Source organism: Gemmatimonadota bacterium, assembly GCA_022560615.1.
GTDB lineage: Bacteria > Gemmatimonadota > Gemmatimonadetes > Longimicrobiales > Gaopeijiaceae > UBA1138.
This window is the reverse complement of sequence record JADFSR010000022.1, coordinates 38,068-51,756: the sequence shown is the minus strand read 5'-3', so window position 1 is coordinate 51,756 and position 13,689 is coordinate 38,068. Positions and strand designations below refer to the sequence as shown.

Genomic DNA, 13,689 nt, shown 5'->3' with positions numbered 1-13,689 from the left:
CGCGTCTGAGGGTTGGTTGGTACGCGTTCGACCCGGCCGAGACTTCCAGCTATACTCGGTCTCGTTCCCTTACGCGAGACCCGAGGTGGCGCTCTTCGTCGAGCGGCTTGCCGTCCAATACCGTGCCGCCTGCGGTGAGCAGTTGGTTGTGACGAGCCTCACGCGGCCCACGACCAGGCAGCCGCGCAATGCGTCTTCGCGTTCAGTTCATCCGACGGGAATGGCGGTCGACCTGAGGTACAGCCGAAATCGGAACTGCCGCGCCTGGCTGGAGCGTGTGCTCACAGAGTTGGAGGGTGCGGGCGTTCTGGAGGCGACCCGAGAGCGGTACCCGGCCCACTACCATGTGGCGGTGTTCCCGAAACCGTATGCGGCGTACGTGCAGCGCAAGTCGACCCGGTCGGCCCAGCGAGTCCAACAGGTGGCATACACCGTCCGGTCCGGCGATTCGCTGTGGACGATCGCCCGCGAGCATGGCACCACGGTCGACGTGCTCAAGCGGACGAATGGGATGCGGGGGAGCACGATCTACGTGGGACAGGTCCTGGACCTCCCAGGGAGCCGGTGACTGCGGTACGTACCATCGACCCTGACGAGATCTCGGGTCGCGACCGGTATCAGTTGCTCACCTCACTCGTCGTGCCGAGGCCGATCGGCTGGATCTCGACCTGGGGTGTGAACGAGGAGCCGAACCTGGCTCCGTTCAGCTACTTCAACGCTCTCTCTTCCAACCCCATGCTGGTCGGCGTATCGATCGGGCACCGCCCAAGCGGTCCGAAGGACACCCTCGTCAACATTCGCAGCCGCCGCGCTTTCTGTGTGAACGTCGTGACCGAGCCGTTCCTGGAGGCGATGAACTCCACGTCCGCAAACGTGGCGCCCGACGTCGACGAGTTCACCTTGGCCGGTCTCGAGGCAGTGCCGTCGAAGCGGGTCAGCGCGCCGTTCGTGCATGGCTGCCCAGCGGTTATGGAGTGCGAGCTTGAGCAAGAAGTCTCCCTTGGCGATGCGCCCAACACCTTGATGATCGGGCGTGTAGTCGGATTGCGTTTGGACCCTGAGCTCGAGCGCGTCGCGGGCACGTCCGCGATCGACCCGAAAGCGCTTCGACCTGTCGGGAGGCTTTGGGGGGCCAGCTACGCTACGCTGGGCACCGTGATCTCTATCTCCCGGCCGGACTAGAAGGGTGATCGGACAGCGCCGCCCCAAATCAGTTCCATTCCGGCCGTGTACTCCATGAGGCGGGGCTCCCCTTCGAAGTCGACGTACAGATACGGTGTGCGGCGCAGAACGCTGATCAATCTGGCGTTGTCGACGGGTCCCAGGTCCCGCGCCACGACCATGCGCTCGCCGGAGCCCGGGGGGGCCTGCCACAACAGAGGCTCCAACTCGATCACACCCAGGCGATCGGCTCGCGCCTCACGCAAGCAGGATGGCGTGGGGGTGAGAGACGGCGAGACACGGATCACGTTCCCGGGCGAGAGTTCTCGCCGCTCGAGCGAGCCCGGCGTGCCCGGCAAGGCGTCGAAGTCGAGCCGGTCCGTGGACTCTCCAAGACTCCGGGCGCGACCCCGCGCGTATCCGTCCACTGCACAGATGTCGTTTCGGCGTAGCGCGGTCTCTATCGAGTCCCTCCGCATGCCGCTGCTCGCCAACCGCGCGCTGACCCGGGATGCCCAGCTTCCGTGCACGAACAGTACGCTCGACTCTCCGACGCCGCTGGGCAGCATAGTGGCTGCGGTCGAAACCCGCGCATGGCCACGGACAACCCCCGGGGCGAGCGCCAGGCCTCCGAACAGGGCCAGGAGTACGACCCACGCCCGGAAGTCTCGATAGCGCCGGAGTGGGGCTGTCTCCGATCCGACCAAGGAGACTGCGGCGATCGCGAAGAGGGACGCCCACGCGGGCGAACTGTGGTAGAGCATGCGTGGACCCATGTGGACACCGTGATGCCAGTACAACGCGTTGGCCACGAGCGCCGCGCCTGCCCACGTGCACAGAACCCCCGCTCCCCTTGGAAGGCCGCCGAGCAGAAGCGCGGCGCCGATAAGCGCGAGGGCGGGGAGTGGTGTCTCGAGCAGGTGCGCACCCAACTGGACCGCGTCTGCGCCGGTATACGCTAACGCCTCGACCCATCCATACCGGTTGCCCCAAGGGTCGACGTGCCATCCCAGACCGTGGGCGGGGCCGAACGCCGCCGTGTAACCCAGCGCGAACGGGTTGCCAAAGAGCCTTTGGTTCCAGGCTAGGAGCAGGATAGCAAAAGGCGCCCCGCCTGCGAAGGTGAGAGCAAGGCGGCGGAGCCCCCAGCCGCGAGTCTCGAGTCCGGTCAGGATCGGGGGCAAGCACACCGACAGTATCACGGCCGTCGATACCACGATGCCGACCCAAGGGCGTGCGAGCACGAAGAGACCGACCGATGCGCCGACAGCCAGTCCCCACTGCGCGGAGCCGTCCCGCGTCAGCAGTGCGGTCCACAGTACGAGCGCTGCGCCGGCCGCCGCGGTCGTGTGGCTCAGATGCGTACCGCCAAGGAGGAGCCAGAACGGGCCCAACGCGACGAGCAGCGCTGCTAGACGAGCGACCCACACGCCGCTGAGCAGACGCTCCAGCGCTGCCGCGAACACCGCTGTAGCGACCCCGACTGCGACCGGACCGACGAGCCAAGGGACCCCCGCGATGAGCCCGATGGCAAGCAAGCCGGTGTGTCCGGGCGGGTACACGGAGGTCCACCCGGAGGGTGTCAGAAGCCCGTTCTGCACGGCCCACGCTGCCTCGGCGACCCCGAGAGGGCGCGCGAGCCGTCCACCAGCGAGGGTCTGGGCGTGTAGCAACTGAACCATCTCGTCGACCGACGTGGGCAACGCGCCGAACAGGGACACCGCGATCCAGGCCGAAAGCCCGAACGATGCCAATCCCAGGGAGAGCGCATAGGCGGAGCGGCCCGGTCTTTCGAGAAGTCCGACGAGAGGGCGAACAGCCCGGGCGAGTCGATCAGCTGGGACGAAGCGCGACAGCGGGAGAGCAAGCCCCACGACGATCAACGTGCCCAGGAGGCCTACCTTCCAGGCGGATTCGGCCGCCGCACGAGTGGAAGCTCCGGCAGCTCCGGCGACCGTCGGATCCAGCAATCGATGGAGCGGGAGGTAGGCGAGCAACAGCAGCGCTGTACCGAGTGCCCGCGTCGCGATCAGGCGCACTCGGGCCAGCAGCAGCATTGCCTGGGTGTTGTCGGAGGCCACAAGCTCGGGCTCTCGGTTGGGCATGGACGACAATCTGTCCAGGACCCAACTTTCCGGCCAGCACCAACAGAGCCCCGAGGCTCCGATGCCGCTCACGATCTACCCAGATGAGACCCGCACGCGGCTGGTCATGTCTCGCATTCTGCGAAACGTCGGCGTTTGCAGGTTGCGAATCTGCTTATACCTTCTGTGAGGGCAAGCGGGGGCGGACGCTCGTGTGCACGCTCCCCCCGGACCCCGGGAGACGACCACTGTGGCTGAACCGACCTCCGCCCCGCTGAACACCGGTGAGCACCAGGTAGTGCGCATCGACTTGCTACGGTGGGTGTACGTCGCACGGCTCACGCTCGTCACGGGCATTCTCGCGGGCGCGTTCTGGACGTGGTTCGAGGCACAGCCGGATGTCTTGCTCGTAACGGTCGTGATGTTCTTGGTCACGCTGTTCGTGACGTCGGCCTCCTTTTGGCACACTCACCTCAAAGGTGCCGGGGGCGGGGAAAACTTCCTCTACTTGCAGGTCGTGTTCGATGTAGCCTTGGTCACGGCCACCGTGCACGTGACGCTGGGCCCGGAGAGCACCTTCGCCCCGCTCTACATCCTCGTCATCAGCGTTGGCGCGCTACTGCTGCCCCTGCCGGGGGGTGTACTGATCGGTGCCCTGGCCAGCATCGCGTACTTCGCCGACCTGGTGTGGGGCTTCCAGGAGACGTTGAGCCTGAGCTTGGTGCTCCAGATCGGACTCTTCACGTTGGTGGCGCTCATCACCGGAGTGATTGGGGACCGCCTCCGCCACACAGGGCTCGCGCTCGGTGCGATGAAGTCCGAGCTCGAACAGTTGCGGTTGGACACCAGCGACATCCTGGCCAACCTCGCCACCGGCGTCTTGACGGTCGACGGTAAGGGTCGCCTGGTCTACGCCAATCTCGCGGCGGAACGGCTGCTCGGACTTGATCGCGACGCGTTCATGGGAAGGCCGGTCCTCGCGGAGGTCGAGCGCATCGCCCCGGGCCTGAGCGGGGTGCTGGAGGGATCGATCCACCACGGGCGGTCCGTCGGGCGCTTCCGAACCACCGCGACGCTTCCCAACTCTCGGAAGGTTCGGCTGGGCGTCAGCACCACTGTCTTGGAGCGTTCCGGTGGCGAAGCCAACTCGGCGACGGCGATCTTTCAGGACATCACTGATCTCGAACGGATCGACGAACTCCATGTTCGCACCGAGCGCTTCGAGGCCGTGGCGGCACTTTCGGCTTCCCTGGCGCACGAGATCAAGAATCCTCTCGCGTCGATCCGCAGTTCTGTCGAGCAGCTCAGCGGCGACTCCCTCGAGTCCGACGATCGCACCGTTCTGGAGCGGCTCGTCCTTACGGAGTCGGACCGCTTGAGCAGGCTTCTCTCCGAGTTTCTCGACTACTCGGTCATGAAGATCGGGGACAAAGAAGAGTTGGACCTCAAGGCACTGGTCCACGACTGTATTTTGCTGAGCAAGCAGCATCCGGACCTGTACGCGGTTGATCTGGTCACTGAGATCGACGAAGGCCCCGTGCGCGTCATGGGGGATGGGGATCTGCTGCATCGGGCCTTGTTGAACCTGGTGCTCAACGGTGCGCAGTCCACGGGAGCCGGTGGCAGGGTCGTCGTGTCGCTCACCGCGGCAACGGGTGCCCGCGACCCTCGCGGGACCGGCCTGGAATACCCGGTGCGGCTCGCGGTCCGCGATAATGGCCCTGGGATCGATGCCGAAACAGCGAGCCGGGTCTTCGACCCGTTCTTTACGACGAAGAAGTCGGGAAGTGGCCTGGGTCTCGCGATGGTCCACCGCGCGGTCGAGGCGCACCAGGGCGTGACGTTCGTGGATCGGGCTCGAGGGGGGGGGGCCCAGTTCGTCATCTTTCTCCCGGGGATTCCGGGGGAGCAGGTCGGAGGCGACACGTGAGTCAGGATGTGAAGATCCTTCTGGTTGACGACGAGGCGGCCATCCTCGAGACCCTCAGCATTCTCTTCCGCGGAGCCGGGTACGACGTGACGGTCGCGAACTCTGGTGCCAAGGCGTTGACCGCGCTGAGTGAAGAGAGACCGGACATCGTCCTCACCGACATCCGCATGCCTGGCGCTTCCGGGCTCGAGGTGCTCGCCAAGGCGCGTGAGGTGGACGCCGAGATACCTGTGATTCTCATGACGGCCCAGGCTTCTCTTCAGTCCGCGGTGCGGGCGGTGAACGAGGGAGCCTACTACTACCTGCAGAAACCGTTCGCGAACGACGAGCTGCTCGCGATCTGCCAGCGAGCGGCTGAGGCTCGTCAGCTGAGAGTCGAGAACAGGGCTCTGAAAAAGGAGATTCGGAAACGAACCACGTCCGCCGAAGGTCGACCAGTCGGGACGGCCCCCAGTTTCATAGAGGTGCTCGAACTTGCGGAAACGGTTGCGCCGACGGACTCCACGGTACTGCTCTCAGGCGAGAGCGGTACCGGCAAGGAAGTTCTGGCGCGCTACATCCACCGGCTCTCCAATCGCGCCGAGGGACCGTTCCTGTCGATCAACTGTGGCGCGCTGCCTGAGAGCTTGCTGGAAAGCGAGCTATTCGGGCACATGAAGGGGTCGTTCACGGGTGCCGTGAAGGACAAGGAAGGTCTCCTCACCGCGGCCGCCGGTGGCACGTTCTTCCTGGACGAAGTCGGCGAGATGAGTGCGGCGACCCAGGTGAAGCTGTTGCGGGCACTGCAGGAACGAGAGGTGATCCCGGTGGGTGCGACGAAAACCGTGCGCCTCGACGTGCGCATCATGGCGGCGACGAACCGGGAGCTCGAGCAGGAGATCGAGAGAGGGGCATTTCGCAGCGACCTGTACTACCGCTTGAACGTGATCCAACTCCGGCTTCCGCCTCTTCGGGAGCGGCCTGAGGACGTGCCCATACTCGCGCAATACTTCCTGGAGTCTCATGCCCGTGGTGACGGTCCCGCGCCCCACATCTCCGAGGAGACGATGGACGTTCTGATGCAGCACGACTGGCCCGGGAACGTGCGCGAGCTCGAGAACGCGCTGGAACGCGCCGTCGTGGTCACCGGGGGCGGGGAGATCACGCCCGCTTCGTTGCCCGAGCGAGTCCGCGAAGCTCCGCCTCGGCGCCTGGGCTCTGAGGACCTTGCCCAGAATCCGACGATGGAGGTCGTGGAGCGCGCGTACATTCACTGGGTCCTGCAAGCCGAGGGTGGAAACAAGAAGCGCGCCGCGGAGCTGTTGGGCATCGACCCGTCGACGTTGTACAGGAAGCTCAGCCGGTACGGGATCGGCGATTGAGCGCACCGGCGCTTTCGGTGCGCCGCGCCGCGCTGCTCGCGGCGAGCCTCGGCGCACTCGTTCATGTGGGCGCTCTTTGGAACGGGTTCGCCTACGACGACGTGGTCCTGATAGCAGGCGATCCAGGGATCCGCACACTCGATGGGCTCCTGCATCGCCTCGGAGAACCGTCCTGGCCCGGCTCCTTCGGAGACCAGGTGGGTGGGTGGCGGCCCCTCACCACGGCGTTGTGGGCAGTCACGTGGATCTCGACCGGCGGAAGCACGGTCGGCTTCCACTTGCTGGGGATCTTGCTTCACGCGTGTGCATGCGGGCTCGTCGTTCTCCTGCTGGCCGAGCTGATGTCGTTGCCCGCGGCGCTGCTCGGGGGGCTCGTCTTCTCGGTGCACCCCGTTCACGTGGAGGCGATCGCCAACATTGCGGGTACGGCGGAGCCGCTGGCCACGGCGTTCGCTTTGGCTGCGGCCATCGTGCACTTGAGAGCCCGGAGCAGCTACGGGGTCAGGCGAGCGATCGTCGTCACGTCGTGCTACGCGCTCGCCGTGCTCGCCAAGGAGGGAGCGGCGATCCTCCCGCTGTTGCTCTTGCTGATCGATGCCGCGAGAGGAGAGTGGGAGTATGGGACGCTCGTGCCGTGGCTCCGGCGAAAAGGGATCGTCTTCGGCCTCATGTTCGCGACGCTCGCTGGCCTGCTCGTCGCTCGAGTGGGTGTCGTGGGCGGTGTGACGACCGCCACGCCGCCTCCCGGCGGCTCGGTTCTCGAAGAGATTCCGAGAATTTGGACTCTGGCCGCGGTTTGGCCGGAGTATTTCCGGCTCCTTCTCTTCCCGCTCGACCTGTCGGCGGACTACGGGCCAGACGTGATTCCGATCGCGTTCGCTTGGACCGCGGAGGGAGTTCTCGGGGTGACCCTCGTTCTCTCGACTCTTGTGTTGGCGGGGCTCGCTTGGCGTCGGGGTGGCCCGGCGGGCACTCAGCGGCTACTCGGGCTGGGCGTGCTGTGGATCGCGGTCGCGTTGCTCCCCGTCGCGAACGTGTTCTACCTCGGTCCCGTGCTCATCGCGGAGCGAACCCTATATCTCCCCTCGGTCGGCCTGGCGATCGCGAGCGGATGGCTGCTCGGAGAGTTCCATCGCGTGCGCCCTCGCCATGCGAAAGTCCTCGCGACCGTGCTCGTCGTGGCCGGCGCGGCGCGCAGCGCGGCGCGGGTACCGGTTTGGGACAGCACCGAATCCGTGATGAGCGCGCTCATCGAAGATCATCCGGAGTCGGGACGGGGGTGGCTCGCGCTCGGACAGCGGCTGCTCGCGGAAGGCCGAGAGTCGGAGGCACGGCGGGCCTTTTCGTACGCGGTGGGCATCCTTAACTCCGAGTACAAAGAGAGCACCGAGATTGCGTCGCATCTCATGGCCATGGGTCGCCCGAATTCGGCACGCCTGTTCCTCGAGCGCGCGTGGCGGGAGAAGCCCGAGTGGCCCACGGCCCCCGGGCTGCTCGCGTCGGTCGAGTTGACCGCGGGACGCTTCTCCGAGGCGGAGGCGGCCGCCCGAGCCGCCACGCTCGCGCAACCGTCGAACGGGAGCCTGCACCACCTGCTTGCCCAGTCCCTGTCGCGTCTGGGGCGGCACGAGGACGCGATCGCGTCCCGGATTCGGGCCCTCGAGTCCGGGCTGGGCTCGCAGTTTCGACCGTGGTTCCTTCTCGCCGGCGATCACGCGAGCGCAGGTGACACATTGGCTGCCCTCGCGGCTCTCGACTCGGCCGAGGCACGCACCGGCTCTGCCGCGGACCTCGACGCGATTCGGGCTGCACGACTCGCGCTGGCTTCATCCTCGGACTCCAACGAGCTCGACTGACATGTCCAATCATCAAAGCTCTGGCGTCAACTTCCCTGGCGCCCCACTGACGGAGCTCCCTTGGGATCGCGTCACGGTGTCCGTCGTGATTCCCGCGTACAATGAAAGTGCGACCGTCGAGCGCCTTCTGCGCCGGGTGCGCGAAGTGCCGCTCAACCTCGAGGTGATCGTCGTGGACGACGGCTCTACCGACGGGACCCGCGATCTGCTGACGGAGCTCGAGGGCGAGTTGATCGACCACCTCGTGTTCCATGAGAAGAATGCGGGCAAAGGTGCCGCGCTGCGCACAGGCTTCCGCAGAGCGACGGGAGACGTCGTCGTCGTCCAAGACGCAGACCTCGAGTACGACCCTTACGAATTCCCGATCCTGCTCGAGCCGATTCTGAGCGGACGGGCCGACGCGGTGTACGGCTCCCGTTTTCTGGGCGGGCCGCACCGCGTGCTCTTTTTTTGGCACTCGGTTGGCAATCGCTTGCTCACGCTGCTCTCCAACATGCTTACCGACCTGAACCTCACCGATATGGAGACGTGCTATAAGATGGTTCGCACGGAGCTCCTGCAGTCGCTACCGCTCTCCGCGCACCGGTTCGGGATCGAGCCGGAATTGACGGCCAGGCTCGCGCAGGCGGGTGCCCGCATCTACGAGTTGCCGATCAGCTACCACGGACGTTCGTACGCAGAGGGCAAGAAGATCGGCTGGAAGGACGGCGTGTCCGCGTTCTGGTCGATCCTCAGGTACAACATGTTGCCACCGCGGGTACCGAAGTGGATTCCGCCGTTGACGGATCCGTGGAACGAGCCGGATCGGGTTACGTCCGGTTCCGAGGGTGGAGCGGACCCCGGCGCCGGGGTGGGAGACCCTGAGTCCCCCGAGGACAGCTAGAAGGCACGTGCCGACTACGCTCCCGAGGGCGCGAGTCCTCCTGCTGTTCGTCGCCATCTCGGTTTATGCGAACTCGCTCGGGAATGGGTTCACCTACGACGACAACTGGTTCATCGTCGAGAATCCAGTGGTCACGGAGGGCAGGGTCGTGGACGCGTTCATGGCTCCCTCCTGGCCCGGCGCGCGTCCCGGAGCGAGCAACTATCGTCCGATCACGCTCTCGAGCTTCGGACTCGAGTGGGCCGCCTTCGACGGGGGGCCGCTCGGCTTTCACATCGTGAGCGTGCTTGCGCACGCGCTCGTGTGCCTGCTCGTGCTCGCGCTGCTCAGTCGTTTCGTGCCGATCCCCACGGCGCTCGTTGGAGCGCTTCTCTTCGCTGTGCACCCAGTGCACGTGGAGGCGGTGGCCAACGTCGTCGGGCGGGCGGAACTCTATACGGCCGTGGCCTATCTGGGCGCCTGCTTGCTCTATCTCGACACGGGGGGCGGAACGCGGCCCCGTTCGCCGGCGAGATTGCTCGGCCTCATCGCGCTCTTCCTAGTCGCGCTGGGCAGCAAGGAGATCGCGATCACGCTCCCCGGCGTGCTGCTCGTCCTCGAGGTGTACAGGCGGAGCGACGTCGCCCTCCTGACCAGGCTGAGATCCGAGACGCCTACGTATGTGGCTTTGACGGGTACGCTGGCGATCTACGTTCTGACGCGCGCTGCGGTGATCGGTGGCCTGACTGGCGAGAGTCCAGCCGCGGGCCTCGTCAGCCTCTCACTCGGGGAGCGGCTACTGACCGCGCTCACGGTGTGGCCGCAGTACCTGAGGCTCATGGTTTTTCCGCTGGATCTCAGTGCCGACTATGCACCGGGGGTCTTCCTCGTCACGACCTCGCTCACGGTGGAAGTCGTCGTGGGTACTGCGCTGCTGCTCGGCGTGGTGGCTGGCGCGTGGCTGCTGCGAGATCGCTCACGAACGCTAGCGCTCGGGCTGGCGTGGTTTTTCGTCGCGGTTCTTCCCGTCTCGAACCTGGTGGTCCGCTCCGATGTCCTTCTGGCCGAACGGACGCTCTATCTCCCGTCGGTCGGCCTTGCTCTGGTGCTTGCCGGCCTCGCGCACGAGCTCGTACCGTCGATACCACTCTCGAGACGACGCGTACTCGCGGGGCTCGTCGGCGTGGCACTTGCGGCGATGACCGTCCGCACCGTTACCAGAAACCCCACTTGGTTGGACACCTTCACGATGCTCAACACGCTTGCGGTCGAGCACCCGGAATCCTCACTCGCGCTCCGTGCACGGGCGCATGGATTCGAACGGGTGGGCGAGATTGAGCAAGCGCGGCAAGCGTATGAGCTCGCGCTGGGGTTCGCTCCGGACAACTACCAGCTCGTTGTAGAGGTGGGCGTCCTATACTCCGGGCTAGGGCAGCACGAGCGCGCCGAGCAGCTCTTTGCGTCCGCCATCAGCCTGCTTCCGACGCATCCGGCTGCGTACGCAGAGCTGGCGAAGCAGCGGCTGCTGCGTGGTGAGGGGCGGGCCGCGCACGCCGCGGCGCTGAGCGGCCTGGCTCGCGCCGGCTCCGACCGGCAGCTCTGGTCGTTGGTCTCGGAATCGTACGTCGTGAAGGGTGACCTTACTGCGGCGATCCGCGCCGGCCGGGCCTCGCTAGGGCAGGAGCCCGACTTCGAGCCCGGCTGGAGCCGCCTGGCGGAGCTGCTCGCACTCGACGGCAAGGAGAACGAGGCGCGCGCTGCTCGCGAGCGGGCCTCTCAGATCCTCGCCTCGCACGACGGTGGGGGAGGGGTATGAAGCGCCTCGCGCTGGCGCTGCAAGTCGTGCTGAGGGACCGCCGCGCTGCGCTGCTGCTCGTGACCGTGCTGGCGGCACTCGTGTACGCGAACACGATCCCGAACGGCTTTGCGTACGACGACCACCACATCGTCGCGAACAACGAGGCGATCCAGAGTCTGGAGACGCTTCCACGGGCGGTGGTCTCACCCTATTGGCCGGGCATCTACGGGCGTGACAACGGCTTGTGGCGGCCCACGACCCAGCTGATTTTCGGGCTGCAGTGGATTGTCTCGGATGGAAGTTCCTGGCTATTCCACCTTACCAACCTGGTCGGGCATGCCGCCGTCACGGCGCTGGTTCTTCTTCTTCTCGCCGAGCTGATGTCGCTGCCAGGAGCCCTGGTCGGCGCGCTCGTATTCGCGGTCCATCCGGTGCATGTCGAAGCGGTAGCCAACATCGTTGGCATGGGGGAAGTCCTTTCCGCGATGTGCTTCCTGACGGCGTGTCTGGTTCATGTGCGGGGACCGACCGAGACCTCGTGGCGAAGGGCCGCGGCCATCGGGCTGCTGTACGCCACTGCGTTTGGCGCCAAGGAGGGGGCGGTGACCTTGCCGGGCATCGTCTTCTTGCTCGATGCCGCCCGTAGGGATCTCTCCGTCAAGGACATTCCACGGTACCTGGCCGAACGGTGGAGGGTCTATGTGGCGCTCGTGGCGGCAGCGACGGTCATGTTCGTCGCGCGCTGGGAGATCCTGGGCACGATTGCTGAGCCTCTGGGCCCACTCGGAGCGGATCTGCTGCTCGAGATCCCGCGGATCTGGACGGTCTCGGAGGTTTGGGGGAACTACGTGCGCCTGTGGGTCTTCCCCATGGACCTCTCCGCTGACTACGCGCCGAACGTCATCCCGATCTCACTAGGCTGGGGCCCGAGCAACTTGGTCGGCATCACCCTCGCGCTCGGCGTGCTGGCTCTGGCCTTGGTGGCGTGGCGAAGAGGTGTCATGGCCGTGGGTCGGGCGTCGGCCCGCGTCGCCGGTTTCGGTGTCGTCTGGTTCATGATCACGGTGTCGCCGGTGTCGAACGTTTTCTTCCTCGCCGGCGTGCTGCTCGCGGAACGGACGCTCTATCTGCCCTCGGTCGGGCTCGCGGCGGCGACGGGTTGGATGCTCGTCCGCTTCTGGCAGGCACGGCCGCGCGGGGCGCTGGTCGCGATCATGGTGATTCTGGTGCTCGCCAGCGTCCGGACCTGGACCCGGAACCCGACCTGGAAGGACAACGAGTCCGTGTGGAACACTTTGGTTGCGGACTACCCCTACTCGGGTCGCGCCCAATGGATTCTCGGAGACGCCTTCATGAACCGCGGTCTCACCTCGGACGCGCTGCGCTCCTATCGAGCCGCGGTCGATCTGCTGGACTCGCACTACCAGATAATCACCGACATCGGGCAGACTCTGATGAACAAGGAGCTGTACCAGTCCGCTGAGGGTCTCCTGCGGCACGCGTGGCGAAGGGAGCCGAGCTTTGCCCTCGCACCTGGCCTTCTGGCCGAGATCTACTCGATCTGGGGAGAGCCCGCAAAGGCGGAACGTCTCAGCCGCGTGGCGCTCACGATCGACGATCGAGATCCGCTCCGTCCCAACATCATCACCTGGTCCCTTGCGTCGCGCGGTCGGTTCGAGGAGGCAGAACTACTCCGACAAGCCACCATCGAGCGTTTTGGACTGCAGAACTTCTGGCAGCAGTGGGTAACGCTAGGGTATTTGAACGCCCACGCCGGCGACTCGGCAGGCGTGCAGATGGCGTTTGACGCAGCGCTCGCCCTGGACCTCTCGACGGTCGAGCGTGCGCTAGTCGATTCCCTGCGCGCAGAGGTGCTTGGGCAGGTGAACTAGAAGGGTGATCGGAAAGGGGGGCGGGCCACCACGCGTGCTGCCGCACGGGTCCCCGGTCTTGCAAACGGCCTCGTTATTTGCAAAATCCCACTCCCACTCCCTGTCCCAAGGGCTCCACCGAGCCCTCGTTATCAACCATAACACGTTGTCAGACAATATCTTAGGCCATTGGAGTTCATTTTGGGCCCAGGCTTGCCGTTTCTCATCGTAGTTGGAGGGCCCTGTTTCACTCATTTCTGGAGTTTCAGATCATGCGAGACAAGAAGGGGTTCACGCTTATTGAACTCCTCATCGTGGTCGTGATCATCGGAATCCTGGCGGCCATCGCCATTCCGAAGTTCTCCGCCACTCGGGAGAAGGCGTACTTCGCAGCGATGAAGTCGGATCTCAAGAACCTGGCCAGCCAGCAGGAGATCTACTACTCCGACGCGTATTCCTACACGACGGTAACCACGGATCTCTCGTTCACGAGCTCCAGTGGTGTCACCGTGTCTTCGGCCGCTTCCAGCTCCGGCTGGTCTGCGAGCGTCGTCCACGCCGCGCTCGGTTCCAGCGAAGGTTGCGTCATCTACTACGGTACGGCTTCCAGTCCGGCCACACCGACGACATCGACCGCTCCAGGTGAGCTCGCCTGCACCAGTTGATGACGCTGATGCACCAGCGGATCTCCTCCGCGACGTTGTGATGAGCACAGCTGCTCGTGGGCGGTCCGGGCCGTCAAGCCTGGGCCGCCCAGCGAGGCGAC

General features: G+C 65.6%; 10 protein-coding genes. 9 read left to right on the top strand and 1 reads right to left on the bottom strand.

Going from position 1 to position 13,689, the window contains the following annotated elements:
• The first annotated feature begins 220 nt into the window (after positions 1–220).
• Complete coding sequence (locus IIB36_13170; protein MCH7532692.1) at positions 221–568, top strand: LysM peptidoglycan-binding domain-containing protein; 348 nt, start codon at positions 221–223, stop codon at positions 566–568.
• Positions 565–1,182 (top strand): flavin reductase family protein, encoded by a 618-nt coding sequence (locus tag IIB36_13165; protein MCH7532691.1) that lies wholly within the window; start codon positions 565–567, stop codon positions 1,180–1,182. Before IIB36_13170 ends, IIB36_13165 begins: the two co-directional genes overlap by 4 nt.
• On the opposite strand, the gene IIB36_13160 is transcribed toward IIB36_13165, so the two are convergent.
• Positions 1,179–3,266: a hypothetical protein gene (locus IIB36_13160; GenBank protein MCH7532690.1), complete on the bottom strand. Its 2,088-nt coding sequence runs from the start codon at positions 3,264–3,266 to the stop codon at positions 1,179–1,181. The two genes, IIB36_13165 and IIB36_13160, sit on opposite strands and share 4 nt — an antisense overlap.
• A gap of 229 nt (positions 3,267–3,495) precedes the next feature.
• Between IIB36_13160 and IIB36_13155 the strand changes: the two genes are divergently transcribed.
• The 7 genes from IIB36_13155 to IIB36_13125 all read left to right on the top strand — a co-directional run bounded on the left by IIB36_13155 (position 3,496) and on the right by IIB36_13125 (position 13,588).
• Positions 3,496–5,175, top strand: a complete 1,680-nt coding sequence (locus tag IIB36_13155) for a PAS domain-containing protein (protein ID MCH7532689.1) — start codon at positions 3,496–3,498, stop codon at positions 5,173–5,175.
• Complete coding sequence (locus tag IIB36_13150; protein MCH7532688.1) at positions 5,172–6,536, top strand: sigma-54-dependent Fis family transcriptional regulator; 1,365 nt, start codon at positions 5,172–5,174, stop codon at positions 6,534–6,536. The genes IIB36_13155 and IIB36_13150 overlap by 4 nt, the downstream gene beginning before the upstream one ends.
• Entirely contained in the window at positions 6,533–8,392 is a 1,860-nt protein-coding gene (locus tag IIB36_13145; GenBank protein MCH7532687.1) for a tetratricopeptide repeat protein, read from the top strand. Before IIB36_13150 ends, IIB36_13145 begins: the two co-directional genes overlap by 4 nt.
• A gap of 1 nt (position 8,393) precedes the next feature.
• A complete protein-coding gene (locus IIB36_13140; protein ID MCH7532686.1) occupies positions 8,394–9,275 on the top strand; it encodes a glycosyltransferase family 2 protein in 882 nt (293 codons plus the stop codon).
• 7 nt (positions 9,276–9,282) lie between these two features.
• Positions 9,283–11,070 (top strand): tetratricopeptide repeat protein, encoded by a 1,788-nt coding sequence (locus tag IIB36_13135; protein MCH7532685.1) that lies wholly within the window; start codon positions 9,283–9,285, stop codon positions 11,068–11,070.
• Complete coding sequence (locus IIB36_13130) at positions 11,067–12,944, top strand: hypothetical protein (GenBank protein ID MCH7532684.1); 1,878 nt, start codon at positions 11,067–11,069, stop codon at positions 12,942–12,944. Before IIB36_13135 ends, IIB36_13130 begins: the two co-directional genes overlap by 4 nt.
• 251 nt (positions 12,945–13,195) lie before the next feature.
• Positions 13,196–13,588 (top strand): prepilin-type N-terminal cleavage/methylation domain-containing protein, encoded by a 393-nt coding sequence (locus tag IIB36_13125; GenBank protein MCH7532683.1) that lies wholly within the window; start codon positions 13,196–13,198, stop codon positions 13,586–13,588.
• Positions 13,589–13,689 lie beyond the last annotated feature (101 nt).